Raw genomic sequence first — 26,214 nt, forward strand, 5'->3', positions numbered from 1 at the left:
AGCCCCATCCTATTTGGGATAGCACCGATTTCCGTATATACTTCTCGCCCATTTTCAAAGAGAACAAGAACATGAAAATTGCTTTAGGTATTGAATATAACGGTACCCACTACTTTGGTTGGCAGCGCCAACGAGACGTGAAAAGTGTCCAAGAAGAATTGGAAAAGGCTCTTTCAGTTGTCGCGAATCACCCTGTAGAAGTTATGTGCGCAGGTCGTACAGATGCCGGTGTTCACGGTACGGGACAAGTCGTTCACTTTGAAACTAATGTCGATCGTAAAATGGTGGCATGGACAATGGGCGCGAATGCTAACATGCCAAAAGATATTGCGGTTCGTTGGGCGGCAGAAGTGAATGAGGATTTCCATGCTCGTTTCTCGGCTACTGCGCGCCGTTACCGATACATTATCTTTAACCATGCACTACGCCCAGGTATTTTGAATTCAGGTGTGAGCCATTATCATGGTCATCTTGATGAGAAAAAAATGCACGAAGCGGGTCAGTACTTACTTGGTGAGAATGACTTTACTTCGTTTAGGGCAACACATTGTCAATCTCGTAGTCCATGGAGAAACATGATTCACTTGAACGTGACTCGTCATGGACACTACATTGTGATCGATATTAAAGCGAATGCGTTTGTTCACCACATGGTGAGGAATATTACTGGTAGCCTTATTGCCGTAGGTAAAGGTGAGCAGAAACCAGAGTGGATCCAGTGGCTTTTAGAAGCTAAAGATCGAAAAGTAGCCGGCGCAACTGCAAAAGCGGAAGGTTTGTACCTGGTGGATGTTGATTATCCTGAACATTTTGAGTTACCACGAGAGCCGATTGGCCCTCTTTTCTTACCAGATAATTTGAACTAAATGTGAGACTTAGGTTCAAAAAACATGGTGATTTCGCGTGTAAGATGGTGACAGAAAATAGGTACAACCAGTTTTTTATCTACAGTCGCTGTTTTATGTGCTTTAATTCCCACGCATAATTCCCAAATTTATTTCTTTCGCAATCAAGCGCAAGAATCGAAACAAAAAGGTCTTCCATGAGTTGGCTTGAAAAGATTTTAGAAAAAAGCAACATCGTAACATCTCGTAAAGCGTCTATCCCTGAGGGTGTTTGGACTAAATGTACTTCTTGTGAGCAAGTGCTTTACCATGCTGAACTAGAGCGTAACCTAGAAGTATGTCCAAAATGTGATCATCACATGCGCATGAAAGCACGTCGCCGTCTGGATACATTCCTAGATAAAGGTGAACGTGTTGAACTAGGTGCTGATCTTGAACCACAAGACAAACTGAAGTTTAAAGACTCTAAGCGTTACAAAGAACGTATCTCTGTTGCTCAGAAGAACAGTGGAGAGACAGATGCATTAGTAGCAATGAAAGGCGAACTGCTTGGTTTACCTATCGTAGCGTGTGCTTTTGAATTCTCATTCATGGGCGGCTCTATGGGTTCCGTTGTTGGTGCTCGTTTTGTGAAAGCGGTCGATGCTGCTATTGAAAACAATTGTGGTTTAGTTTGTTTCTCTGCAAGTGGTGGTGCGCGTATGCAAGAGGCGCTTATGTCTCTAATGCAAATGGCGAAAACCAGTGCAGCGCTAGAGCGTTTATCTGCGAAAGGTTTGCCGTTTGTTTCCGTAATGACTGACCCAACAATGGGTGGTGTTTCTGCGAGTCTAGCAATGCTAGGTGACATCAATATCGGTGAGCCAAAAGCATTGATCGGTTTCGCTGGACGTCGTGTAATCGAACAAACGGTACGTGAAGATCTTCCTGAAGGTTTCCAACGTAGTGAATTTCTACTAGACCACGGTGCTATCGATATGATCGTTGATCGTCGTGAGATGCGTCAGCGCGTAGCTAGCCTAGTTGGAAAAATGACCAACCAGCCTTCACCATTGGTAGTTTCTGTGAACGATTCACCGAATGAAGCTACTTATGAAGTACCAGAAGCGCCAGAAAAAGGGTAAAGTACCTTCTAACAAACCTACTTAATTATGGTTATGAGTTAGATGAGTCAACAACCTATTCCTCAAGCCACATCCTCTTTGGAGATGTGGCTTGATTATTTATCAAACATCCACACAAGCGCTATTGATCTTGGGTTAGACCGAGTTAAGGCCGTCGCTTCTAAGGTAAACCTCACCAAACCTGCTCAACACGTGATTACCGTTGCTGGAACCAATGGCAAAGGCTCAACGTGTGCCCTGATGGAAGCCATTCTATTAGATGCTGGTTACTCCGTTGGTGTCTACAGTTCCCCTCACTTAATCCGCTATAACGAACGTGTTCGTATCAACGGGCAAGATCTATCCGATGAAAAAATCGTGCAGTCATTCGATTTTATTGAAAAAGAGCGTGGCGAAATCAGCCTTAGTTTTTTCGAGTACGGCACCTTAGCCGCGTTACGCGCATTTCAAACGGAAGCGGTAGATGTCGTGTTATTGGAAGTGGGATTAGGCGGTCGTTTAGATGCAACGAATATCGTTGATCATGATGTGTCTGTGATTACCAGTTTGGCTGTCGACCATGTTGATTGGCTTGGTGACGACATCAATGTGATTGGCTTTGAGAAAGCGGGTATTTATCGTAGTGGTAAGCCTGCTATCTGTGGACAGCCTAAGCCACCCGCTACAGTTGCTGCACATGCAGACGATATAAAAGCTGAATTTTACCAAGTGGGTATTCAATACACCTATGATGTTGACGGTGATATTTGGAACTGGCGCAGTGGTGCATTCCAACTAGAAGCTTTACCAATTCCAGGTTTACCGTTACCTAATGCAGCAACCGCATTGATGGCATTGGGAACTTCAAAATTGAGTATTAGTGATATAAATATCACCAATGGCCTAAAGAGCGCACAGCTTCCCGGACGTATGCAGCAAGTCAGCGATCAACCTGTGATTGTGCTTGATGTGGCGCATAATCCACATTCGGCTGAGTATTTTGCACAACAAGTTATTCAAAAGTATGCCGGAAAAAATTTACACGTTGTAGTCGCCATGCTTCATGACAAAGATATTCCCGCAACATTGGAAGTATTAGCACCAGTTGCAACACATTGGTATCCAGCTTCACTACAAGGCCCTCGTGCGGCAACCGCTGCCGAATTGTGTGAAAGCCTACCTGAAGGCGTAGAACAGCATTCAAACCCTGTTGCAGCGTTTGAAGCGGCTTTAGCTTCTGTCCAAGGTGATGATGTTGTGTTGGTGGTCGGTTCTTTCCATACTGTGGGTGAAGTGCTGGAGCATTGGCAGAAAAAAGGAAACTAAATGGCAAGTAAATTCCAAAGCCGATTAGTCGGTACCATCATTTTAGTGGCTATTGGCGTGATTGTATTGCCCGATGTGCTAGATGGTAAGAAGCTCCACTATAAAGAAGAGTTTGCAAGCATTCCAATTAAGCCTGAGCTTGATAGTAATGTTGAGGTTTTTGAAGTACTCGATCCTGTTGAAGATCAGATAGCGCTACCGGACTCTCCGGTTGAGCAAGTGGTTGAAAGTGGTAGTACTGACAATTCAAACACGCAAACCGCGTCTTCTTCCAATAGTAAAGAAGCAGACAAAGTGGCAGTAGTGGTTAAGCCAGTACCGGAAAAAAATGAATACCAAGACAGTGCTTGGATTATTCAATTAATGGCTTTAAAAAATGCTGACAACGCCAAAAATGTTGTTAAGGATTTACAAAAGCGCGGCTACCAGGCTCACACCAAGCAAGAAAATAGTTTTACGCGAGTAATTATTGGCCCGGATGTCTCTAAATCCAAACTTGAGCGACAAATTAAGGAATTAGAGAAAATTACGGGTTCAAAAGGTCAATTGCTCAAATTTAAACCGTTAAATCCATAAGAAAACGTTTGCGTCAGCATTTTTTCTGTTAAAATGCGCGCCAACTTAAGATGAAGAATTCATGAATTGGTTAGATTTTGTCATTTTAGGCGTGATCGGCTTCTCTGCCGTGATCAGTTTAGTTCGTGGTTTCGCTAAAGAAGCGTTGTCATTGGTTATTTGGTTTGGAGCATTTTTTATTGCTAGCCAGTACTACGCTAAATTAGCCATGTACTTCACCAATATCGAAGATGAGATGTTTCGAAACGGAACTGCGATAGCAGCATTATTTGTTGCAACGTTAGTTGTTGGTGCCTTAGTTAACTATGTCATCGGTCAGCTAGTTCAGAAAACAGGCCTGTCAGGTACAGACAGAATCCTCGGAGTCGTCTTTGGCGGTTTACGTGGTGTTTTGATTGTCTCTGCAGTGTTGTTTTTCATGGATGCGTTTACTGCATTCCCAAGTTCTGAGTGGTGGAAGAGTTCGCAATTGGTTCCAGAATTTAGTCGAATCATTGCGCCGTTCTTCGAGCATTTACAAGCAACATCTAGTTTCTTATCTGGCGCGTTTTAGCGCCAGTTAATATCGAAAATCGAGGGTTAGGACATGTGTGGTATTGTTGGAATCGTGGGTTCAACACCTGTAAACCAGTCAATTTATGACGCTTTAACGGTATTGCAGCATCGTGGCCAAGATGCCGCAGGTATTTGTACCATAGAAAGCAATCGTTTCCGTCTGCGTAAGGCAAATGGTTTAGTCAAAGATGTTTTTGAAGCAAAACACATGCAGCGCTTACAAGGTGAAGTTGGTATTGGTCATGTTCGTTACCCTACTGCGGGTAGTTCAAGTGCATCTGAAGCTCAACCTTTCTACGTAAACTCTCCTTTTGGTATCACGTTGGCTCACAACGGTAACCTGACAAACGCAAGCGAAGTGCGTGAAAAGTTGTTCGAGAAAGACCGTCGTCATTTAAATACAACTTCTGACTCTGAAGTTCTATTGAACGTTTTGGCTCATGAGATCGATACCGTTAAAGGTAACGTGACTTCAGATGATGTTTTCCGCGCTGTCTCTAATGTACACCGCACGATTCGCGGCGCTTACGCAGTAACGGCAATGATTATCGGCCACGGTATGATTGCATTTCGTGACCCACATGGTATCCGTCCTCTGTGTCTTGGTAAGCGTGAGGTTGATGGTAAAACAGAGTACATGGTTGCGTCTGAGTCAGTCGCGTTAGACGCTGTTGGTTTTGATTTTATGCGCGATGTTGCTCCTGGTGAAGCTATCTACGCAACATTCGATGGTGATCTTTTTACTAAGCAATGCGCAGACAACCCACAACTAAACCCATGCATCTTTGAATTTGTATACTTTGCTCGCCCAGATTCATTCATCGACAAAATCTCGGTTTACAGCGCACGCGTTGAGATGGGTGAGATGCTAGGTAAACGTATTAAAGAAGAGTACGCCGACTTAGATATTGATGTGGTTATCCCAATTCCTGAAACTTCGAACGATATTGCGCTACGCATAGCTCAAGCGATCAACAAGCCATACCGTCAGGGTTTCGTGAAGAACCGCTATGTTGGCCGCACGTTTATCATGCCTGGTCAGCAACAGCGTAAAAAATCAGTTCGCCGTAAGCTGAACGCAATCCGTTCAGAGTTTAAAGGTAAGAATGTTCTATTGGTTGACGACTCTATCGTTCGCGGTACAACATCAGAGCAGATCATTGAGATGGCTCGTGATTCAGGTGCAAGTAAAGTCTTCATGGTTTCAGCCGCTCCAGAGGTGCGCTTTCCGAACGTTTACGGCATCGATATGCCGAGCGCGATAGAGCTGATTGCTCATGGTCGTGACAACGAAACGATTTGTAAGCAGATTGGCGCAGATGCTTTGATTTTCCAAACGCTACCAGATCTAATCTCTGCGGTAGGTATGGGCAACCAAGACATTTCTCGCTTCGATACTTCGGTATTTAACGGTGAGTATGTAACAGGTGATATCGACCAAGCGTACTTAGATTTCCTAGATTCTTTGCGTAATGACGACTCAAAGGTTCAGCGTGAAATCCAACAAGACCTAGCGAACCTAGAGTTACATAACGAAGGCGCTTAGTCTTTCCGTTAGGAATAGCGCTTTTTTGCTAGCAACGAATCATTGTTTTTCTGGCAATGATTCATGATTGCAAGCGATTCAGAATCTAAAAAACCAGAGTATTCGCTCTGGTTTTTTTATTTTCAGCAAAGAGAGTTGGTTTTAATGAATGTGGTATGCGATCACAAAATCAATAAACAATCTTACCTTCTCTGGCAGGTGGTCTTTGTGGTTATAAAGCATATAAATATCACGAGGGTTAGCGCTCCAGTCTTCTAGGACCTGCACTAAGCTGCCATCTTCAATGTATTCACGAATCATCACGTCAGGCATTAGGGTAATACCTAGGCCTCCAGAACATGCTTGTCTCACTACATTGAGTGCATTGGCGTTGAAACGACCTTTCTCGCTGTTAACCACCGTCTCATCATTGGAGTTACTCAGTTGCCACTTAATTAGCGGGTAGCCTTTTAGGAGAGAGTGGTGAGCCAGTTCTTCCGCGTGGCTTGGTGCCGGGTTCTTCGCTAAATAATCAGGGCTCGCGATAAGAATATCTTTTACTTCACTGATTTTTCTTGCGATTAGACTTGAGTCACGTTGTGGGCCAACGCGGAAAATTACGTCCCACTCGGTTGGATCAAGCTGATCGGCTTGGTTGTTCATCATCAATTCAATATTGATATCAGGGTATTGAATCATGAAGTCGCTGAACATTGGCATCATCATGCGTTTGGTCAGGTTGGATGGGGCCGTAATACGAATCTTACCGGAAGCTCCTTTGCACACGTCCGTGAGCTCTTCTGCAGTAGAAGACAGGCGTTGCAATAGCGGAGAGCATTCATTGAAAAAACGTTCGCCAGCCTCTGTTAAAGAGAGTTTACGTGCGTGTCTATTGAGAAGCCTCAGGTTCAGAGAGTCTTCTAAGGCTTGAATACGTCGTGTAATGGTCGCAACCGGAATCATAGTCTTGCGCGATGTTGCGGTGTAGCTCCCATTTTCAACGACGAGTCGAAAGAGGTTTAAATCATCTAATTTCATAAATCCAGACACATTTGTTTACAATCTCATCTAATTTATACGTAACAGTGAGATCAATGTTTGCGTTACGTCAACTCGTTGCATTATTTACAAGTATTCCAACCCTCGTCACGGATTACCAGTAAAGAGTGAACATTTGTGTATTTAGCATTTTGTTACTAAGTTTTATATTAGTTCTTAGAACAGATAACAATAATAATTCGACTTAGTTTTGTGAGGTTATAGATTATGTACAAAACTCACAGTCAGCCAGTAATGACCTCGGCTCAGGAAGTAATCAACCCGAAATGCGTGATGTTGGTTGATGATGATCCTATTTTTCGCCGTATAACCAGCGCGTACTTAGACACGATTGGTTATAAAGTGGTTGAGGCTGAAAATGGACTGGACGCTCTGCAAAAGCTCAGAGACTCGGCGCCAGATTTAATTGTGTGTGACTTGTCAATGCCGATCCTGGACGGCATTGAGCTTGTGGAAGAGCTCAGTTTAGAGTATCCATCATTGCCTATGATCGTTGTCTCAGGGACAGACGATATGTCGGATGTGGCGAAAGCATTACGATTTGGCATCAAAGACTTCTTAGCCAAACCTTTAGAGGATCACGGTCACTTAGGCAGTGCAATCGCGAATACGTTAAAAGATTCATTCGACAACATTTCGGATCAACGAGATTTTTCAAGCCAATGGTTTTGTGTGGATGACGGAGGAGAGATCCCCGAAGATCAAGAGCTGCATTGGCACCTTAATTATTTACAAGAAAACCCAAGTGCAGCAAAAGACTTACTGCATGCGCTGCTGCCTGAAAAAGATACAAGACAAGGCTCATGGTGTTGTAGTTATCGATTATTGCAATCAACAGAGATGATGCCGCTTGTGTTTGACTACGCATGGATGATGAATGGGCAGTTTGCTTTTTACCTCGTCGATTCGTCCTCTTCTGATAATGCCAGCTCAGCGTCTACATTGTTGGTGCGAGCGCTATTTCACGATTACATAAGAAATAGAAAAGATTTTAATGTTGATCTCAAAGATATTGCTGAGATTTTAGAGAAGGGGATTGAGTGCTCCAAATGTGCCACGCCCGTTAATGCATTGTTTGGTGTCGCCAACCTTGCCGAGGGTACCATCTCTGTTTTGCCTGCGGGTCTAGATGGACGCTGGTCGAATGGTGAGATGAATCAAAACATTGCCGCTGGTGAGCGTTTAGGCGAAAACTGTAAGAAGAATTTTATTACGAGAGACTTGCCGATTGAACAAGGCTGCCAACTCTCATTGAGCTTGCTTGGAGCGGCGAGCTTTAGTTTAGACATACACCAAGGGTCTACCGATTAACCCTATATTTCCTCGGTTTTTGTGAATAATTGATTAAGGTATAGTTGCGCAAATGGTGTGGCTATGCCTTTTTTGTTAAATGTCAATTTAGCAAAGCGGGTTTGGTTCACCAGATAGCACATACTTACCTTTACTAACAAAAACAAGAAGCAATCATGGCAGATAACAAAGACTTTCAAGACCCGTTTAATGTATTCTATTTTTTAGGATTTTTAGCCGCATTTTTAGCGATTCCATTGTTACCAGCAACATTAACGTTGATCCGTGTATTCAATGGTTACGCAACATTTTAGTTAACCGATTTCCGTTTGCTGAATCGTAGTTGACTGATTCAGAGCTGACTGATTGAAAGTTAACGGGTCGTAATTAATTTAAGGAGGCCACAATTAGCGTTCGAGTTTTAAGTCTCAATATTGCTGGTGGCCTTTGTATATTTCTCGCAGTGCTAGGGATAGTTTTACCTGTTCTGCCAACCACGCCTTTTCTTCTTCTTGCTAGCGCATGCTTCATGCGAAGCAATCCTAAAGTTCATAAATGGATGCATGAACACAAAACGCTGGGTCCTTTACTGAACAATTGGTATCAACATGGTGCCGTAACCAAACAAGTTAAAACGCGCGGTGTGTTCTTTATCTTGTTGAGTTTTGCGTTATCCATCTGCTTTTCCCCGATCATTTGGGTTAAGGTTTTCCTTATTTGCGTACTTGTTATTCTTCTCACATGGTTTATGCGACTTCCGACCCATGAGTTGGTTGCTGACAGCAAAGAAAATCACTACCATTAAGCCAATGTGCCTGCTTGTAAAGCGGGCGTTTATTATTTCAGCAATCAGGGCTATGACTCTCGTTGCAATGAATACCAATCGTACCTTTCCTTAATTCCAAGCGTTGATGTTTGATTCATTAACGAGGGTTTGGAAAGCGGCCTAATGAAGTGCATAAGATTATGAACACAGAAAAAATCTCCCTGATCAAAGCAAGCATCAAAAGCATCCCTGATTACCCTAAAGCAGGTATTTTGTTCCGTGACGTAACAAGCTTGATGGAAGACCCTGCGGCTTACAAAGCGACTATTGACCTGCTAGCGGAAACATTCAAGGACATGGGCTTTACTAAGATCGTTGGTACGGAAGCTCGTGGTTTCTTATTTGGTGCGCCTTTGGCTCTTGAGCTAGGTGTTGGCTTCATTCCTGTTCGTAAACCTGGCAAGCTGCCTCGTGAAACTGTGGCTCAATCTTATGAACTTGAGTACGGTACAGATACATTAGAAATCCATACCGACGCTATCGTTGAAGGCGATAAAGTGCTGATGGTTGATGATTTGTTAGCAACAGGCGGTACGATTGAAGCAACAACAAAGCTGATTCGTAGGCTCGGTGGTGTGGCAGAGCACGCTGCATTTGTTATTAACCTTCCAGAAATCGGTGGTGACAAGCGCTTAAAAGGCTTAGGTCTAGAAGTGTTTAGCATCTGCGAATTCGACGGTCACTAATCCTTTTCGGAATTATTCATGAGCTATCTTGCGTTAGCGCGAAAATGGCGACCAACCAAATTCAAAGAAGTGGTTGGTCAAGCCCATGTTTTAACAGCATTAGAGAATGCCCTTAGCCAAAATAGGTTGCATCACGCATACCTGTTCAGCGGCACACGAGGTGTCGGTAAAACGACCATCGGCCGTTTATTTGCTAAGGGTCTCAACTGTGAAACAGGCATTACCTCAACCCCTTGTGGTGAATGTGCAACCTGTAAAGAGATTGATGAAGGTCGTTTTGTTGATCTTCTTGAAATCGATGCTGCCTCTCGAACAAAGGTAGAAGATACCCGCGAGCTTCTGGACAATGTTCAGTACAAGCCAGCACGTGGTCGCTTCAAGGTTTACCTTATCGATGAAGTACACATGCTTTCTAGGCACAGTTTTAACGCGCTTCTAAAGACCTTAGAAGAGCCGCCTGAGTATGTGAAATTTTTGCTCGCAACGACCGATCCACAGAAGCTTCCAGTGACGATTCTATCGCGTTGTCTGCAGTTCCACCTTAAGCCGATCAGTGTTGATAATATTCACGAGCAGCTCGATCATATTCTTGAACAAGAAAGTGTTGCGTCTGAGTCTCGTGCGCTTGGGATGATTGCTCACGCGGCTGACGGCAGTATGCGTGATGCTCTGAGTTTAACGGATCAAGCTATCGCATTAGGCAACGGCAATGTTGTGACAGACACTGTGGCTCATATGCTCGGTACGCTAGACACCGACCAAGCCATTCACTTGCTAGAAGCGATCAGCAGTAAGCAGCCGCAAGTAGCAATGGCTTGCATCGAAGGTCTTGCCGAGAATGGTGTGGAATGGGATGGTTTATTGAGTCAACTTGCGACCCAGTTACATCGCCTTGCAATGTTTCAAGCATTACCATCAACCTTAGATAAAGCACAGCCTGATGCTGAACGGATAGAACTGCTTAGCAACGCATTAAGCCCACAAGATATCCAACTGTACTATCAGATTGTGTTGAAAGGACGTCAAGACCTACCGTTATCACCCACTGCGCGTGTTGGTATTGAGATGGTGGCTTTACGTATGTTGGCGTTTAGACCTGCAGAACAAGCAATGGCAACGGCAATATCGACTCAGTCGACGAGCACTGCGTCAATGGCAGCTCCGAGACAGTCTCAGATGCAACAACAGGCGCCTCAACAGCAAGCTATGCAGTCGCCACCTGTACAACAGGCTCAGCAGCAGAATCCAGCACAGTATTCAGATTCGCAAGGTTACGCTGGCCATTCAGGCAGCCAAGGTTATCCTGAGCAGGATTACTCGCACAGTCAGTATGATGCACCACCGACTTATGACGAACGCCCTAGCTATGGTGCAGAGCAGCCTCAACAGCAAGCGAATTATCAGAATCAGAGCCCAGCTCAGCCACACAACGCTGCTTCACCTGTTTCTTCTGCTCCGCAAGGACAATCAGAACGTCCGGCTTCGCCTGTGAGTGGTTTACGCCACCAACTGCGTTCTCAACGCAGAGGCAGCGCAGCACCAACAGAGAGCAAAGGTTCAGCGCCAAAAAAGGCTAAAGCGACACCAGCTAAAACTTCAGTTCTTGACCGAGTTGCTCAGCAACACGGTGGCTCTGAGCGGGTGTCGCCAGCTTCTTTATCTACCTCTTCGACACAAAAGGTGACCAATGATAATGAATCTTATCGCTGGAAACCGTCTAAACCTGTAGTGCAAGAGGTGAACAAAGAGCTTACACCCACTCAGATCAAGCGCGCGTTGGAGCATGTTAAGACACCAGAAATGGTCGAAAAATTGCTTCAAGAGTCTATTTCTCAAGATCAATGGTCCGCCACGATTCAAAAGCTAGAGACAGCCAAGCTTGTTGAACAGTTAGCATTAAACTCAGTGTTTTCTAAAAATGGAACATCAATTACTCTAACGTTAAGAGCGAGTCAGGCTCACTTGAATACGGACCGTGCGCAGAGCGAACTATTACAGTCTCTCAATGCCGTACTCGGAGAAGAGTGTCATTTGAGCGTTGAAATCGGTGAGGGTGGAGAAACGCCTCTAGAACTACGAGAAAGATTGTATCAAGGCAAGTTGAAAGATGCGTTTACCAGTTTGGAAAACGATGCCAACGTACAGTTTATAGAAAAGCGTTTTGCTGCGGAGCTCGACAGAGACAGCGTTCGTCCTATCTAGAACACTGTCTCGTTTAGTGACCGGCATATCATCTCAGATAAGCGAATCTGAGAACTGAACATCGAGGGGTTGAATCGCATTGTTTTAACCCCCATTTAGGCACGTATAGCTTAATTAATTTTAATAAACCAATTAGACCAGAGAGTATTAACATGTTTGGTAAAGGCGGTATGGGCAACATGATGAAGCAAGCCCAGCAAATGCAAGAGCGCATGCAAAAGCTTCAAGAAGAAATCGCAAATATGGAAGTTACAGGTGAGTCAGGTGCTGGCCTTGTAAAAGTAACGATCACTGGTAGCCACAGCGTTCGCCGTGTTGATATCGATGAAAGTTTAATGGAAGACGATAAAGAGATGCTTGAAGATCTTATCGCTGCTGCCTTCAACGATGCGGCTCGTCGTGTTGAAGAAACTCAAAAAGAGAAAATGGCTGGCGTAACTGGTGGAATGCAACTTCCACCAGGTATGAAGATGCCTTTCTAAGTAACTTATTCTTTAAAGTTAATTCAAGTGGCGGTTTGTGTCGAACAAGTCACCATTTGAAAATCAGAACGGTTAAATATGCGTACCAGTCACATGCTGGAGCATCTGATGGAGGCCTTACGTTGTCTGCCTGGGGTTGGCCCTAAGTCGGCGCAGCGTATGGCCTTTCATTTGTTACAGCGCGATAGAAAAGGCGGCCTACAGTTGGCTGAAGCTCTTAGCCAAGCAATGACAGAAATTGGTCATTGTAATGAGTGCCGTACTTTTACCGAAGAAGATACTTGCCATATTTGTACTAATCCTAAACGTCAGGATAACGGTCAGATATGTGTAGTAGAAAGCCCTGCAGATATTGCAGCAATTGAAGCAACTGGCCAATATTCAGGTCGTTACTTTGTGTTGATGGGGCATCTTTCACCACTAGATGGTATTGGTCCAAGTGATATCGGTCTCGATGTTTTGGACTACCGCTTACGTCGTGGTGATATCTCTGAAGTAATCCTAGCGACGAACCCGACAGTTGAAGGGGAAGCAACAGCGCATTACATCGCAGAGCTGTGTAGTGCCCATGAAGTCAACGCAAGCCGTATTGCTCATGGTGTTCCCGTTGGTGGTGAGCTAGAGCTGGTGGATGGCACCACGCTTTCTCACTCCTTACTAGGTCGTCATAAGATCTAAAAAAGCCGCTTGGTGAATTATCACTAAGCGGCTTTTCTTTTACCTGCATAGATAGAAGCGACGATTAAAACGGCGCTATTACCTAACACCACCCCAAATGTTCCGACCATTTCTAACGTATACCTATTCATAACAATTCTTATTAATCTGGAATAGTCTCAACAAGACAGTTGAGATTTCGCAAATTTGTGAAATCTTGCGGATATAAGAGCAAATATGCTTAGGTAATCGCTTCTAACTCGATAAGGTTATCGAGTGCTTCTTGGTCCGTCTTACCACAGATGATAGGGCAGGCTTTGAACTGGTGACATACCTTCGGGCGTGAAGGTTGACCAAATAATTTGCATAGATCTTGCTCATTTAATTGAATGCAGCGTACGCCAGCAGGCTTACCATTAGGCATTCCAGGAATAGCAGATGTAATACTTGGAGCGATACAACAAGCTCCACAACCTAGGCGACATTCCATCAAATTAAACTCACTAAATAACAGGGTGCGCGATAGTAGCAAAAAATGATGAGAGTGACAGCTGTTGATTGAATCAAAGAATGAACAATTATTATCCTTGAACTTTTTATGGGCTAGCGGTATAACACGCACCCCAGTAAAAGAGTAAGAAGTAATCCTATGACGAATCCATTTTGGCAAGAAAAGACACTAGAGCAAATGACCGAGAACGAGTGGGAATCACTGTGTGACGGTTGTGGTAAGTGTTGCCTGCATAAACTAATGGATGAAGATAGCGATGAAGTTTACTACACCAACGTGGCGTGCAGCTGGTTAAACGATAAAACATGTTCGTGTAAAGATTACCCGAACCGCTTCACGTCAGGTGAAGAGTGTTTGAAGCTGACTCGTGACAAGATCGATGAATTTCATTGGCTACCAGACACCTGTGCTTACCGTCTTCTATCAGAATCTAAGCCAATTCCCAAATGGCACCCATTGATCACGGGTTCTAAATCAGAGATGCATGCAGCAGGTGAAAGCGTTCGTAATCAAGTGGTATACGAAATTGATGTGGTTGATTGGGAAGACCACATATTGAACCACCCGAATCGCTAGTTATTCTAAAAACAGCCGCTCTTGAGCGGCTGTTTTGTTATTCGGTAGTACCAAAAAAAAACCAACAATTAGAATCAAAAAAACGCCCCGAAGGGCGCTTGCTTAAACGAGTAAAAAGTTCAGGCTAGTTTACTTGTTGTTTAATGTACTCACCCAGTTCTGAGTGGTGCATGATTTTCGAAACTGGCAGTATTTTCTCTGCTGGGCCCCAAGCAAAAACGTTCACTGGTGTGTGAGTGTGTGTGCCTGTACCCCAAACGATGTTTTGACCGGTTGCTTGTTCACGAGCAAGTAAATTGCCACGGTCGTTATAAGGGAAGAATGCATCAAAATCGTTGATAGCAGGTACTTCCTCTGCCGACAAGTATTTGTGCTGAGCCAATCGGTATGGGTTCGGCTTACTGGCTAATACGTTTTTCGCCTGTTCCGCTGTGATAGGGAACTCACTATTCTGGTTGACGATCTCAGCCAGCTTTTCAGGTGTTTGCTGCGCTTTATCCAGTTTCTGATATTCGCTGATCATGCCATAGTAGCTTTGTTTCTGATTATATAAACCATCTAGAATGTCGAATGCACCAAAGTTAAAGTTGGGTGCATAGTCGCGATCAGCGAAAGCTTCGCCAGAACGTTTCTGTGGTTTTGGTAGGTTGTCAGAAGAGTAGCTGAAACCGAAAGAGCCTGTTTCGTGGTCTGCGGTCACTATCACGATCGTGTCTTCACGATCTTTTGCCCATTCATACACTGTTTGGATCGCTTCATCAAACTTGAGCAGTTCATGCAGCATAGTGCCGGCATCGTTACTATGGCCCGCCCAGTCGATTTGACCACCTTCAACCATTAGGAAAAAGCCGTCTTCATCTTTGGATAACACGTTGAGTGCTTTTTGTGTCATCTCTTTCAAGCTTGGCTGAGTACGTTCGCCACTCTTTTTCTTGTTGCTGTAAGCGATGCCGTCATCCATGCCTGAGTAGGCGAACAGGCCAAGTAGCTTGTCGCCTTTAGCTTCTTCTAACATGCTACGGTTAAACGCTAGTTGGTAGCCGTCCTTTTCTGCTTCAGTTAGAAGGTTACGGTCGTCTTTACGTTTTGATTTTAGGTAAACATCGCCCTGAGTCAATTTCTCAAGTTGCTTGTAGGTTTCGCCTTTGTCATTGGTCGATTTTGGAATCCAGTGACGTAGCCCGCCTGAAAGCATTACATCAACGCCCGTTTTTAGCATGTCGTTAGCAATTTGGTTTTCGAGTGAACGGTGAGGTTGGTGAGCCGCAAAAGAAGCGGGTGTCGCGTGAGTTAAACGCGTGTCGGACACTAGGCCAGTTGCTTTGCCTGCTTTTTTGGCTTTCTCAAGTACCGTCTCGACATGATTGCCTTGCGAGTCAATGCCAATCACTTCTGAACCACTATAGATACCCGTTGCAAGCATGGTTGCAGAACAAGCGGAATCCACCACAATCGCATCTTCTGGGTGAGTCAGGGATGAACCAATGACCCCTTCTTGAGCTAATTGGTAAAGGGCGGTTTTATTCCCTTTATAAATGGAATTTGGCGCCTGGTTTGCGTAGGTTTCCAATAAGCCAACTTGCTGAGGTCCCATACCATCACCAATCATCAGAATGACGTTTTTGATTTCTGCTGAAAGTACGTTGAATGAGAGTGTTGAGGTTGCCACTGCGGCAATGATTGGTTTAATAATGTGCTTCATTAGTTGTCCCTTTTCATATAAGCCGGATGATTAGAACATCAAAATGTGTCAAAGTCGTTTCACATTTGTTTCATAATTATAAATTTGAGTAATAACTCAAAATTCTGAGAGAACATAAAAAAAGACTCACGTTTCGGTGAGCCTTTTGCTTACTTAGGAGTGTCCAAGTAAATGGACGACGTTATGGCTAATATTAAGCAAGTTGTAGTTCCGTAACCACTTGATTGAATGCGATTCGAGCATTCTGAGCCTGCTCAGATAACTCGATCTTTTTAGCTTGTGCGGTACTCAGATTACTCTCGGCCTGCTCAAGTGCTTGTTGTAGGTTCTCTGGTAACTCGTGAGTTTCCATTTGTGAACCTTGTTCTAACACATAAGCGCGAATTTCTTTCTTCACTGCGGCAAGTTCTGTGTAAGCAACACGCTCAAGTTCTGCAGCTTCTTGTGCTGCATCTCTTTCTTTCTCAAACTGAGCCAGTGCCATACCTTCTGCAGACCATGGATCCATGTCTGGCAACTCTTCGATGTTAATCGTTGGTTCGATGTACGCATCTTGGTGGCGCAGGTCGAGGTTAGTCGCACGAACTGCTGAGATCATCAGCATCACAGAAATAACAAGCAACGGTAAGCCACCAACAATCGCCGCCGTTTGTAGCGTACTTAGACCGCCCAAGAACATCAGAATCGTTGGTAAGAACGACAGAGTGAATGCCCAGAACATACGGTTCCAGCGCATTGGTTCTTCAGTCACATTGTTTTGAACCACAGACGCAAGGATGTATGAGATAGAGTCAAACGTCGTTGCTGTAAAGATGATACAAAGCAGAGTGAATACCGCGATAACTAGAGTGCTCATAGGCAGTTGTGCTAGCATCGAGAAAATGGCCTTAGTTGCGCCTTCGGCATTCAAAATCGCAACCACATCTAGCTCACCAGAAAGCTGCAGTGATAGGCCGTAGTTACCTAGGATCATGAAGAATAAGAAACAGCCTAGTGAACCGAAGAAGATAGAACCTGACACCATTTGTTTGATGGTTCTGCCGCGAGAGATACGCGCAACAAACAGACCCATACTCGGTGCAAATACTAGCCACCATGCCCAGTAAAAAATGGTCCAGTCTTGTGGGAAGTGGGTGTTTTCAAAGGTACCGTAACCTCCAAATGGTTCTGCCCATGTCGCCATCACGAAGAAGTTAGACAGTAGGCGACCAATTGAATCTAAACCAGTTTCAAGCATGAAGATGGTTGGACCCGCAATCAACACGAAAACCAGTAGACCCATCGCACCCCAGAAATTGATATTACTTAGAATCTTGATGCCTTTTTCTAATCCTGCATAAGATGAGTAAGCAAAAATCGCAGTACACACTAAAAGCACCATCACTTGCGTTAGGTTATTTTTAGGTAGACCAAATAGGTGGTTCAGACCTTCAGTAATAAGAGGGGCTGCTAAACCTAATGTTGTCGCCGCACCGCCAAGTAGGCCGAAAATGAATAGGATATCGACGATTTTTCCAGGTACGCCTTTACTGCGGTGCTCACCAAGAACAGGCATCAGTGCACTAGAGATCTTTAGAACGGGCTGTTTACGAACATAGAAAAAGTAAGCAATAGGAATTGCAGGGATTAGATAGATAGACCAAGCAATAGGTCCCCAGTGAAACAAACCGTAAGTTGCTGCCCAACGAACCGCCTCTTCGCTGCCCGGCTCTAGTTGGAAAGGAGGTGATTGGTAGTAGTAAGCCCACTCAATACAGCCCCAGTACAGGATACTTGCACCAATACCACCACAAAATAGCATTGCAGCCCATGATGCTGTTTTGAATTCAGGCTCTTCATCAGCTTCACCCAGTTTAATTTGGCCCATATCACTGAAGACAACGTAAACCATAAATGCACAAGCAGCGAGACCTAAAGCAAGATAGAGAAATCCAAGTTGATCTGTCATGAATGTTTTTGCAACCGCAATCCAGTCTGCGCCCTGAATTGGGAACAAAATGAGCGGGAAAACTATCGTGAGTAGGAGTGCAATTGCACCAAAGAAGGTTGGCTTATCAATAAGCTCAAAAGCGTTTTTCACGAGCATAATTCCATTAAAATGAGAGAGGAATTATGGAGTGAACTCATTTTTTAGGGCAAATCGAATCTATTGTCGTAACAACAAATAGATTTAATTCATGAGGGGAGGGCGTTAAACCAGAGCGAGAAGGATCCCACCAACGGTTGCCGCTGCGGACAGGTATTGCCCTGCAGAATAAGAACCATCGTCCTCTTCTTCAATCTTATCTGGGTGATCCATACCTAAAGCGCCATGAGCAAATGACTCAACCTTATCGGTAACGGTCGCGTTTTCAGCTTCGACCTTTTTGGCTTCTTTATCGATCTCTTTAAGGGCAGATAATAGGGCTTTGCCTTCATCAGAAAGCTTCACGGTATTTTGCTCAACCTTAAGAGGTGCAGGCTTTTCAGCTTCATTGCTTTTAGCTTGTGCGCTCATTTGCGAAGGTGAATACAGCTGAGTGTTACTCGTTCCTACTGGCGTCATATCGCTCTCCTTACCTATCCTTAAATATAGTATCGGCAGAGGTGTGAAAAACTTGTGCAATTAATCATCGATAGTGATGCTTTTTATTCGCACATTACATTTTCTTCTGCTTAATCAAAACTGCTTGGTAATTAAGCAATTCCTATGCCGATATTAATATTTAACTTAGAGCGCTATTTAACAAACTTTTAGCGTGCCGGGTTTCTCGCTTACCAGACTTCTCGCTTACCAGGCTTCAACTTAAATAAAGCTTAAGGCTGGATTGCGGATGTATTTAGTCGCACTTGAGATCAGAACCGCGTTTAGATAGGTGTTTGTATGCCTTCATTCGGTTCTCTTTTTGAACAAAGCGAGCGGGAGGCGAAAGCACTTTTAGTTGGTAGTCGCTCGTATCCGCTGATAACTCTTCAATAGGGCTGATAACGACCACTTTCAAATCAGGGTTACGACGTAGAATCGATGCTGCCGTTCCTAAACCACCCTCGGTGTGGAACTTGCCAGCCACATGAATTACTTGTTTATTCGGATTCGACGCTAGGTAATCCACAATCGACTCTGCCATGGTTTCGTCCCACGTTACCTGAGCGGCAAACTGCTTTTCTGTTTGCTCTGGGGTGCCGTGATGCATCGAAGCCATGAACTTTTCTTTGTAAGGGCTATCACCAGTATCCACTTCGGCAGCAATCCATTGGCGTTGCTCGGTCGATAACTGGTCTAGGTAAGGCAATCCTTTACGGCCAATACACTGAACAAATGGCTTTGGTGCATTTGCCGCAATAACATCGACGTCGTTGGCTTTTGCGAACTCAACTAACGCGCGGTAATCACTTTCGTAATTTGGCCAAGCTGCCGCTTGAGACATGAGAGTTTGTTCACCAATTTTGCCGCTTAAGTATTGGTCGAGTGTGGTTTGGTGTTCTCGAGTGAACTGTTCCATTGAAAGCGCAATGTTTGATGTGGCGTTGCGGCGCGCTTTTAAGAAGTCGGTTTGAAAGCGATGGATTGCCGAGTGAGTGTGCCATTCACCAATAAGAACCACATCAGCTTCAATCAACTGCTCAGGTAAAGCATTGAGAGAAAGCGTTTTGCCTTGTGGAGAAGCTAACTGGTAATCATAGAATGTGGAAATGGTTTCCGTTTGCGTGTTAGCCACTTTTTGAGAAGTGCTGTTTGAAGGTTGATTAGCACAAGCCGTGAGCAGGGTAGCTAATCCGATAAGAATAATACGTTGCATGAAATGCCTCCTTGAAGAACACGCATACTAAAGGAGGCAAGATGAGATTTCAATGCAAACGATAATCAATATCAATTAAATATATTTGCGATACACTCTTAGCATAAAGTCTGCTTCACAGTTGAATTGCTCAGCTTCGGTGAGTTGTTGTTTAAACTCCTCAGTCGCTTTCCAAGCAAACGGCGTCATCTGTAGCAGGTCGAATGCATCTGACCCCGATAGTTCCATTACATAGTTTAGTTGCTCTTGGTGCTCAAGCGTAAAACCTTCGATCACTTCTGGATCTTCGTCATGCAAGCGAACACCATCATAAATCGCATCACGCAGTTGGTATAGGTGTCGGTTAGCTGGCGTCACGGTGATCACCACACCGCTGTCTTTGATGGTGCGCTGTAGTTCTTCAGCCTTGCAAGGCGCGTAAATGCGTAGAATGCCGTCTAAGCTGTTTTCAGCAAAGGGTAGGCGATGGCTTGATGCAACTGAGAAGTCGACAGCAGGGTAGCGTTTAGCGGCGTATTTGATAGCAATCTTAGAAATGTCTAGGCCAAAAGTCGCACCATTCTTTTCTTGAAGATTCACAGCAATTTCGTTGGTGTAATACCCTTCGCCACAACCAATATCCAATAGGCTAGGTGCCTCAGCTGGTAGATAGCGAGAACACAATGTCACCACCGCTTGGCGCATTGGGTCATAGTGGTTACCTTCAAGGAAACGACGACGTGCCTGCATCATCTCTTTGTTGTCACCTGGATCTTTTGAGCGTTTGTGGTGCGCAGGCATCAAATTGACATAGCCTTCTTTCGCTAGGTCGAACTGATGGTTCTTTTCACACTTAAACGTACGATCGTTTTGAGATAAAGGTTGGTGACACAAAGGGCATTGGTAAGTCATGACGCTCTCAGAGGCATAGAGTTGGGCGCAAATTCTACCAAAAAGGTCTGCATCAGGCTAAATAAAAAGACGAAAACATCCGCTCTTAGAATGATGAGTTTAAGTACTATTTCAATCAAAATCATAGCATTAGGTTTAGATCACGTTTATCTGATTTTTTTATGGGTATCGTTCTCTCCTTCCTACTGTTTAATTAGAAGCTGATATGACAAAGAAAATCATCTTAGACACAGATCCGGGCATCGATGATGCAATGGCAATCCTATTTGCAGAAGCGCACCCGGATATTGACCTGATGGGCATCACCACGGTTTATGGTAATGCGACGATAGACAACGGTACTCGGAATGCTCTCTATTTGAAGCAGAGGTTTGGTATGAACGCGCTTGTGGCTAAGGGGACGGATAAACCCTTAATCAGAGATCCCGTTGGAGCCACGGTTGTTGTGCATGGCGAGGAAGGTTTTGGTGATGTAAAAGCGCCAAGTTCGTTAGATGTCACAGCGATTGATAAGCCAGCTTATCAGTTCATTGTCGACAGTGTTAGAGCTGAACCGGGAGAGATTACTCTTGTGGCGGTTGGCCCTCTTACTAACCTCGCACTCGCTCTGGAAGCCGACCCAGAAATTGTCGATTTGGTAAAAGAAGTGGTCGTTATGGGAGGCGCGTTCGGTGAAAATGACCATAGAGGTAATGTAACGCCATTTGCGGAAGCGAATATCCATGATGACCCTCATGCAGCCGACAAGGTATTTACTGCCTCATGGCCTGTTGTGATTATCGGTCTTGATGTTACTGAGGAGAGCTTTTTTACTCGCCAATACCTAGATGATTTGCGAGATGAGGCTGGAGAGGTAGGGCAGTTTATCTGGGATGTCAGCCGTTACTACTTAAAGTTCTATTCCGAAAAAGTAGGTATGGAAGGGTGTCATGTTCACGATCCTTCAGCGATTGCTTATGTTATCCAACCATCTCTGTTTACCTGTCGTAGTGGCTCGGTCAGAGTCGTGACTGATGGTCCAGCTGAAGGAATGACGATTCAGAAAAGCGACAAACGTAGTTACATGAATGATGAATGGAGCCCGTTCCCTGATCAAAAAGTAGGCGTTAAAGTGGACGACAATGCGTTACTGTCACTCTATAGAAAAACTTTAGTTCACTATTCACAGCAGCAAAGCTAATTGATAGCCATCATAGTATTGTTAATAAGTCGCTTAAAAAGTAGCTGTAAAAAAGGCCGGATGAACCGGCCTTTAAATAGTCTTATTGAGTCGCTTACTGAGCGGCAATCATCGTAATCAGTTGGTGGTTTTCGCCAGGCTTTAGCGTTTTTCCTGCTTCTAGGCTTGGTGCATGCAGTGTTGATTCTACGCACAGCATGGTTAGGTAACCGTCGTCTTGCATGTCGCCCATACTTGCAGCGCCTTCAGCCCAAGGGTTCCATAGTACGGCAGAGTTATGACCGTGGTTTTCAACTGTTAGCGTGCGATCCAGCTTCTTGTCAGCAATATAGATTTGCGCTTCTGGTTGTGTGTAAACACGGTCAATCGTGCCGGTCAGTACCAATTCAGCACCGCCTTGGCAGATCTTGCCACCTTGCAGGCTATCAATGTACTCAGCGCCCATACCAGTGGTCGTTGTGCTGTGGATATCGCCAATATTTAGGTAAGTGTGCAGCGCGCCAGAGAAAGTCCATGGTTGCGAATCTGTGTTCTTCACATCCAAAGTGACTTTTAGTTGGTCGCCAATCTCAACGTTCAATCGAGCATCGAATTGATGAGGCCATACTGCCAGAGTCGCTTCGCTAGGTTTCAGACCTAAGCTTACAATCACGCCTGCTTCGCTTTCACGATGCTCAATCAATTGCCACTCACTTGAACGAGCAAAGCCATGTGCAGGTGTTGCAATACGACCAAACCAAGGCCAACATACCGGAATACCGCCACGTAGGGCTGTTTTTCCGTCGAATTTAGCTTGTTGGCTCATCCAAATCAGGTCTTCTTGACCTCGCGGTTGGAATGACACTACATGGCCGCCAAACAGTGAAATCGCTGCGTTCGCTTTATCATGGATAATGCGAACCAGTTTTACACCTTGGTGTTCAACGATAGTGACGTTGTCAGAAAGTACAGTCAGTGCCGGTAGAGTAGATAAATCCATTACATGATCCTTCTAAGGAAATTAAATTCAAATGCTGACTGTAACAACGGTGCTTGTGATTTTATGAGTGACAATCAGAGCCAGTATTGGAATTTAATTTTAGCGTTTTAATGAGCCAAAGGTATTTTAACGAGCGAAATAAATGCCGTTCAAAAGGTAACAGGTATTAAAAAGGCGACACTAAGGTCGCCTTTTTCAAAGTCTGCTCAAAACAGTCTTCGCTAATGCTTGTCTAAAGCTATTTCTAAAAAGAAATTACTTAGAGATGTGAGCGATTAGGTCTAGAACTTTGTTTGAGTAACCGATTTCGTTGTCGTACCAAGATACAACTTTAACGAATTTGTCAGTTAGAGCAACACCAGCTTTAGCATCGAATACTGAAGTTTGAGTTTCGCCGATGAAGTCTTGAGAAACAACTTGGTCTTCTGTGTAGCCTAGAACGCCAGCCATTTCGCCTTCAGAAGCTTCTTTCATTGCAGCACAAATTTCTTCGTAAGATGCTGCTTCTTTTAGGTTAACAGTTAGGTCAACTACAGATACGTTAGCAGTTGGTACACGGAAAGCCATACCAGTTAGAAGGCCGTTTAGTTCTGGAAGAACAACGCCTACAGCTTTAGCAGCACCAGTTGAAGATGGGATGATGTTTTGAGAAGCACCACGGCCACCGCGCCAGTCTTTAGCAGAAGGGCCATCTACAGTTTTTTGAGTTGCTGTAGTAGCGTGAACTGTAGTCATAAGACCAGATTCAATGCCCCACTTATCGTTAAGTACTTTAGCGATAGGTGCAAGACAGTTAGTAGTACAAGAAGCGTTAGAAACGATGTCTTGACCTGCGTAAGATGCTTGGTTAACGCCCATTACGAACATTGGAGTTGCATCTTTAGAAGGACCAGTAAGAACAACTTTCTTAGCACCAGCAGTGATGTGCTTACGTGCAGTCTCGTCAGTTAGGAAAAGACCAGTTGCTTCAGCAACTACGTCTACGTCGATAGCATTCCACTTAAGATCTTCTGGGTTACGTTCAGCTGTAACACGTACAGTTTTACCGTTAACGATTAGGTTACCGCCTTCAACTTCAACAGTACCGTTGAAACGGCCGTGAGTTGAGTCGTACTTAAGCATGTATGCCATGTACTCTACGTCGATTAGATCGTTAATACCTACTACTTCGATGTCTGCACGCTCTTGAGCTGCGCGGAATACGAAACGGCCGATACGGCCAAAACCGTTAATACCTACTTTGATAGTCATTGTAGTTGCTCCACAACTTAATTTCTGATTAAAGATAACTGGTAGTAAAATTACAGAATCCAGTATACATCTGCAATAGATAATCCGACTTAACTTGTTTAAAGTCAAAAAAAAGCGCCGCTTTTCTTAACAATTGGGTGTAAGTGGTTGAAAATTGACCATTGCGAATGGCTCTGTACCCTTCCAGTTGGGTAAAATACCTCTAAATGATGATTCATTTATGAGTGTATATGTACAATGTTTTCTAGTGAGAAAGTATGTGCTACAAAATGACTTACATGCAAGCCTTTAAAGAAAAAAGTAAATATAATAAATGAGAATGTGGAGATATATTAACGTGATTCAAAAGGAAGAAAATATGATAAAGCCTGATGAATACTGGCGTGAACGCCTATCAGACGACGAGTTTGCAGTGTGTCGTCAACGTGGTACTGAAGCCCCATATAGCGGTAAGTTACTACACAACCAAGAGACGGGTATCTATAGCTGTACATGCTGCGAAAGCCCTTTGTTTCTGTCGGATAACAAATACGACTCTGGGTGCGGATGGCCTAGTTTTGATGCCCCTGTAACGGATGAAGCCGTACGCTATATAGAAGATCTAAGTCACGGAATGAAGCGTGTAGAGATCCGTTGTGCTGCTTGTGATAGCCATTTAGGTCACGTTTTTCCTGATGGTCCGAAGACAACCGGTGAGCGATTCTGTGTTAATTCGGTGTCGTTAATTTTCAACAAAAATGACAAAAGTACGAAATAACTTGTCACTATTGTTTAATCCTTACAGATCGCATTTGTCGCTTAAGGAACCTTGAACGACTCAGATTACAGAGTTAACTCTAGTACAAATAAAAACAGCTACCATCATGGTAGCTGTTTTTATTTTTAATAAGTGGGAACGGCAACCTCAATAATTTGGGATTACGGAAGAGCTGTAAACTCTATCTTCAATGGCTTCGACAATTTTATCAGCATCTTTGTTTAACTGTTTGTATTTTGGCTTGGCGAAACGATAAAGAACAGCCAACTCCGCTTCAGATGCTATCGGTACATTAAATTCTTTGGCTACCATTGCCCACACGTACGCTTTTTCCATGTGACCTAGGCTGTGGTTGATGCTGGCCATAGACTTGAAGATTTCAGTATTAACGATTGAACCATTAGATAATGTCAGGGCATTATTGAGCAATTTTAACGTTTTAGCATGATCTCTCGTGGTATAGAAAGTCGCTAAGGCATACTGCATTTCTGCGGTATTTAAGGCTTCTTTTCCTTCTAACTGTAAGAAACTGCGCCTTGCGCTGATGTCGCCAGTTTGTGACCATAAAAAGTAGAGTGTTTCAGGCGTGTCTGATTGAGCTAGTTCTTCAACAATGCGTTCAGATTCTTCAATGCTGTGCATTAAAGAGGTAAAGCGGCGTTCTTGAAGTTTGGATTGGTCGATCGTCTCGATCTGTGCGGCAAGCTCTAGGCATTTCTTATAGGCAGATACCAGTTTAAATTCTTTAATCTTATTGGTTTCGGTTGGTTGTTTTTGGACTTCAAATCGATGCCATATAAGGTCGGTACGCGCAACGCGACAGTGACCGTCATTCATGTTCAATTGCTCACACTGTAACGCCGGGTTGCTTTGGCACAACTGATCGGTGTTTTTGTTCCCTTCAAGACACCCAACTAAAGTGAGAGGCAATATGCCAACCGCCAACCATTTCATAATTTTCATATTCCTTCACTTGTGATCAAATACACTTATTTTCGGTCAGGTTCTTGACTCAATTCTGTTACGGGTTATTTTCTGGTGAAAATTGTTAAAACTAAGGCTTTTACCATGGATGCAGAACAACTTCTTAGCGCAATGACTCCCGAAGTCTACGAACGTTTAACTTACGCTGTTGAAACGGGTAAATGGCCAGAAGGCACGGTGCTCTCAAAAGAACAGCGCGATTCGTGTATGCAAGCGGTTATGTTATACCAATCTAAACATAACTCTGAAGCTCAACATATGACAATTGCAGCTGGCGGTGAGATGAGTTTTAAATCTAAGTCTGAATTAAAGAAACAGTTTAAATCAGACCAAGAAGATATTGTTAGGGTTAACCCAAATCATTAATCTTAAATTACAACAAAGGGGTGGCACTGTGCCATCCCTTTTATTGTTAAGTTGTTTATTTGTAAGCAATAAAACGACTTAGTTCACGTTAAAACCCTTTGATTAT

General features: G+C 44.0%; 27 protein-coding genes. 17 read left to right on the forward strand and 10 right to left on the reverse strand.

The window, feature by feature from the left end:
* The first annotated feature begins 71 nt into the window (after positions 1 to 71).
* The 6 genes from truA (at position 72) to purF (ending at position 5,951) form a co-directional block, all read left to right on the forward strand.
* Complete coding sequence (truA, locus tag WR49_RS00060) at positions 72 to 866, forward strand: tRNA pseudouridine(38-40) synthase TruA (protein ID WP_017056447.1); 795 nt, start codon at positions 72 to 74, stop codon at positions 864 to 866.
* Positions 867 to 1,042: 176 nt separating this feature from the next.
* Positions 1,043 to 1,969 carry an acetyl-CoA carboxylase, carboxyltransferase subunit beta gene (gene accD, locus WR49_RS00065; RefSeq protein WP_017056448.1) on the forward strand — a complete coding sequence of 309 codons (927 nt, stop codon included), beginning with the start codon at positions 1,043 to 1,045 and terminating at the stop codon, positions 1,967 to 1,969.
* Positions 1,970 to 2,011: 42 nt separating this feature from the next.
* Positions 2,012 to 3,274 (forward strand): bifunctional tetrahydrofolate synthase/dihydrofolate synthase, encoded by a 1,263-nt coding sequence (gene folC, locus WR49_RS00070; protein WP_017056449.1) that lies wholly within the window; start codon positions 2,012 to 2,014, stop codon positions 3,272 to 3,274.
* The gene (locus tag WR49_RS00075) at positions 3,275 to 3,850 is read left to right on the forward strand and encodes an SPOR domain-containing protein (RefSeq protein WP_046222665.1); all 576 of its coding nucleotides are present in this window, start codon (positions 3,275 to 3,277) and stop codon (positions 3,848 to 3,850) included.
* 61 nt (positions 3,851 to 3,911) lie between these two features.
* Positions 3,912 to 4,403: a CvpA family protein gene (locus tag WR49_RS00080; RefSeq protein WP_046222666.1), complete on the forward strand. Its 492-nt coding sequence runs from the start codon at positions 3,912 to 3,914 to the stop codon at positions 4,401 to 4,403.
* A gap of 33 nt (positions 4,404 to 4,436) precedes the next feature.
* The gene (gene purF / locus WR49_RS00085; protein ID WP_046222667.1) at positions 4,437 to 5,951 is read left to right on the forward strand and encodes an amidophosphoribosyltransferase; all 1,515 of its coding nucleotides are present in this window, start codon (positions 4,437 to 4,439) and stop codon (positions 5,949 to 5,951) included.
* 141 nt (positions 5,952 to 6,092) lie between these two features.
* Here the strand turns inward: purF and WR49_RS00090 are convergent, their stop codons facing one another.
* Positions 6,093 to 6,968, reverse strand: a complete 876-nt coding sequence (locus WR49_RS00090; protein WP_017056453.1) for a LysR family transcriptional regulator — start codon at positions 6,966 to 6,968, stop codon at positions 6,093 to 6,095.
* Positions 6,969 to 7,196: 228 nt separating this feature from the next.
* On the opposite strand from WR49_RS00090, the gene WR49_RS00095 reads away from it, so the two are divergent.
* The 7 genes from WR49_RS00095 to recR all read left to right on the forward strand — a co-directional run bounded on the left by WR49_RS00095 (position 7,197) and on the right by recR (position 13,153).
* Complete coding sequence (locus WR49_RS00095; protein ID WP_017056454.1) at positions 7,197 to 8,300, forward strand: response regulator; 1,104 nt, start codon at positions 7,197 to 7,199, stop codon at positions 8,298 to 8,300.
* Between the two features lie 155 nt (positions 8,301 to 8,455).
* Entirely contained in the window at positions 8,456 to 8,593 is a 138-nt protein-coding gene (locus WR49_RS21405) for a hypothetical protein (protein ID WP_004734169.1), read from the forward strand.
* A 119-nt stretch (positions 8,594 to 8,712) separates the two neighbouring features.
* Positions 8,713 to 9,084, forward strand: coding sequence for a YbaN family protein (locus tag WR49_RS20845; RefSeq protein ID WP_077680152.1), 372 nt, complete (start codon positions 8,713 to 8,715; stop codon positions 9,082 to 9,084).
* Positions 9,085 to 9,245: 161 nt separating this feature from the next.
* Positions 9,246 to 9,791, forward strand: a complete 546-nt coding sequence (gene apt, locus WR49_RS00110) for an adenine phosphoribosyltransferase (protein ID WP_017056456.1) — start codon at positions 9,246 to 9,248, stop codon at positions 9,789 to 9,791.
* An 18-nt stretch (positions 9,792 to 9,809) separates the two neighbouring features.
* Positions 9,810 to 11,993, forward strand: a complete 2,184-nt coding sequence (gene dnaX, locus WR49_RS00115) for a DNA polymerase III subunit gamma/tau (protein WP_017056457.1) — start codon at positions 9,810 to 9,812, stop codon at positions 11,991 to 11,993.
* Positions 11,994 to 12,145: 152 nt separating this feature from the next.
* Positions 12,146 to 12,475, forward strand: a complete 330-nt coding sequence (locus WR49_RS00120) for a YbaB/EbfC family nucleoid-associated protein (RefSeq protein ID WP_009848672.1) — start codon at positions 12,146 to 12,148, stop codon at positions 12,473 to 12,475.
* 78 nt (positions 12,476 to 12,553) lie between these two features.
* Positions 12,554 to 13,153, forward strand: a complete 600-nt coding sequence (gene recR, locus WR49_RS00125; protein ID WP_029626987.1) for a recombination mediator RecR — start codon at positions 12,554 to 12,556, stop codon at positions 13,151 to 13,153.
* Between the two features lie 220 nt (positions 13,154 to 13,373).
* On the opposite strand, the gene WR49_RS00130 is transcribed toward recR, so the two are convergent.
* Positions 13,374 to 13,622, reverse strand: a complete 249-nt coding sequence (locus WR49_RS00130; RefSeq protein WP_004734153.1) for a YkgJ family cysteine cluster protein — start codon at positions 13,620 to 13,622, stop codon at positions 13,374 to 13,376.
* Positions 13,623 to 13,781: 159 nt separating this feature from the next.
* On the opposite strand from WR49_RS00130, the gene WR49_RS00135 reads away from it, so the two are divergent.
* Positions 13,782 to 14,219: a YcgN family cysteine cluster protein gene (locus tag WR49_RS00135; protein WP_046222668.1), complete on the forward strand. Its 438-nt coding sequence runs from the start codon at positions 13,782 to 13,784 to the stop codon at positions 14,217 to 14,219.
* A gap of 124 nt (positions 14,220 to 14,343) precedes the next feature.
* Here WR49_RS00135 and WR49_RS00140 read toward each other — a convergent pair whose 3' ends face one another.
* From WR49_RS00140 to rlmA, 5 genes are all read right to left on the reverse strand, one after another.
* Complete coding sequence (locus tag WR49_RS00140) at positions 14,344 to 15,921, reverse strand: alkaline phosphatase (RefSeq protein ID WP_017056461.1); 1,578 nt, start codon at positions 15,919 to 15,921, stop codon at positions 14,344 to 14,346.
* A gap of 193 nt (positions 15,922 to 16,114) precedes the next feature.
* Positions 16,115 to 18,001: a BCCT family transporter gene (locus WR49_RS00145; protein WP_046222842.1), complete on the reverse strand. Its 1,887-nt coding sequence runs from the start codon at positions 17,999 to 18,001 to the stop codon at positions 16,115 to 16,117.
* A gap of 111 nt (positions 18,002 to 18,112) precedes the next feature.
* Positions 18,113 to 18,466, reverse strand: coding sequence for a hypothetical protein (locus WR49_RS00150; RefSeq protein WP_046222669.1), 354 nt, complete (start codon positions 18,464 to 18,466; stop codon positions 18,113 to 18,115).
* A 274-nt stretch (positions 18,467 to 18,740) separates the two neighbouring features.
* Positions 18,741 to 19,700: a ChaN family lipoprotein gene (locus WR49_RS00155; RefSeq protein WP_046222670.1), complete on the reverse strand. Its 960-nt coding sequence runs from the start codon at positions 19,698 to 19,700 to the stop codon at positions 18,741 to 18,743.
* A gap of 75 nt (positions 19,701 to 19,775) precedes the next feature.
* Entirely contained in the window at positions 19,776 to 20,591 is an 816-nt protein-coding gene (gene rlmA / locus WR49_RS00160; protein WP_046222671.1) for a 23S rRNA (guanine(745)-N(1))-methyltransferase, read from the reverse strand.
* A 205-nt stretch (positions 20,592 to 20,796) separates the two neighbouring features.
* On the opposite strand from rlmA, the gene WR49_RS00165 reads away from it, so the two are divergent.
* Positions 20,797 to 21,771, forward strand: a complete 975-nt coding sequence (locus WR49_RS00165; RefSeq protein WP_046222672.1) for a nucleoside hydrolase — start codon at positions 20,797 to 20,799, stop codon at positions 21,769 to 21,771.
* A gap of 94 nt (positions 21,772 to 21,865) precedes the next feature.
* On the opposite strand, the gene WR49_RS00170 is transcribed toward WR49_RS00165, so the two are convergent.
* On the reverse strand, positions 21,866 to 22,750 hold the full coding sequence (locus WR49_RS00170) for a D-hexose-6-phosphate mutarotase (RefSeq protein WP_046222673.1): 885 nt from the start codon (positions 22,748 to 22,750) through the stop codon (positions 21,866 to 21,868).
* Positions 22,751 to 23,005: 255 nt separating this feature from the next.
* Positions 23,006 to 24,001, reverse strand: coding sequence for a type I glyceraldehyde-3-phosphate dehydrogenase (gene gap, locus WR49_RS00175; protein ID WP_046222674.1), 996 nt, complete (start codon positions 23,999 to 24,001; stop codon positions 23,006 to 23,008).
* Positions 24,002 to 24,320: 319 nt separating this feature from the next.
* On the opposite strand from gap, the gene msrB reads away from it, so the two are divergent.
* Complete coding sequence (gene msrB / locus WR49_RS00180) at positions 24,321 to 24,758, forward strand: peptide-methionine (R)-S-oxide reductase MsrB (protein WP_077680161.1); 438 nt, start codon at positions 24,321 to 24,323, stop codon at positions 24,756 to 24,758.
* Between the two features lie 147 nt (positions 24,759 to 24,905).
* Here msrB and WR49_RS00185 read toward each other — a convergent pair whose 3' ends face one another.
* The gene (locus WR49_RS00185; protein ID WP_046222675.1) at positions 24,906 to 25,712 is read right to left on the reverse strand and encodes a DUF2989 domain-containing protein; all 807 of its coding nucleotides are present in this window, start codon (positions 25,710 to 25,712) and stop codon (positions 24,906 to 24,908) included.
* 114 nt (positions 25,713 to 25,826) lie between these two features.
* Between WR49_RS00185 and WR49_RS00190 the strand changes: the two genes are divergently transcribed.
* Positions 25,827 to 26,108 (forward strand): YeaC family protein, encoded by a 282-nt coding sequence (locus WR49_RS00190; protein WP_017056471.1) that lies wholly within the window; start codon positions 25,827 to 25,829, stop codon positions 26,106 to 26,108.
* Positions 26,109 to 26,214 lie beyond the last annotated feature (106 nt).

It is taken from the genome of Vibrio sp. ECSMB14106, from assembly GCF_000972265.1.
GTDB lineage: Bacteria > Pseudomonadota > Gammaproteobacteria > Enterobacterales > Vibrionaceae > Vibrio > Vibrio kanaloae.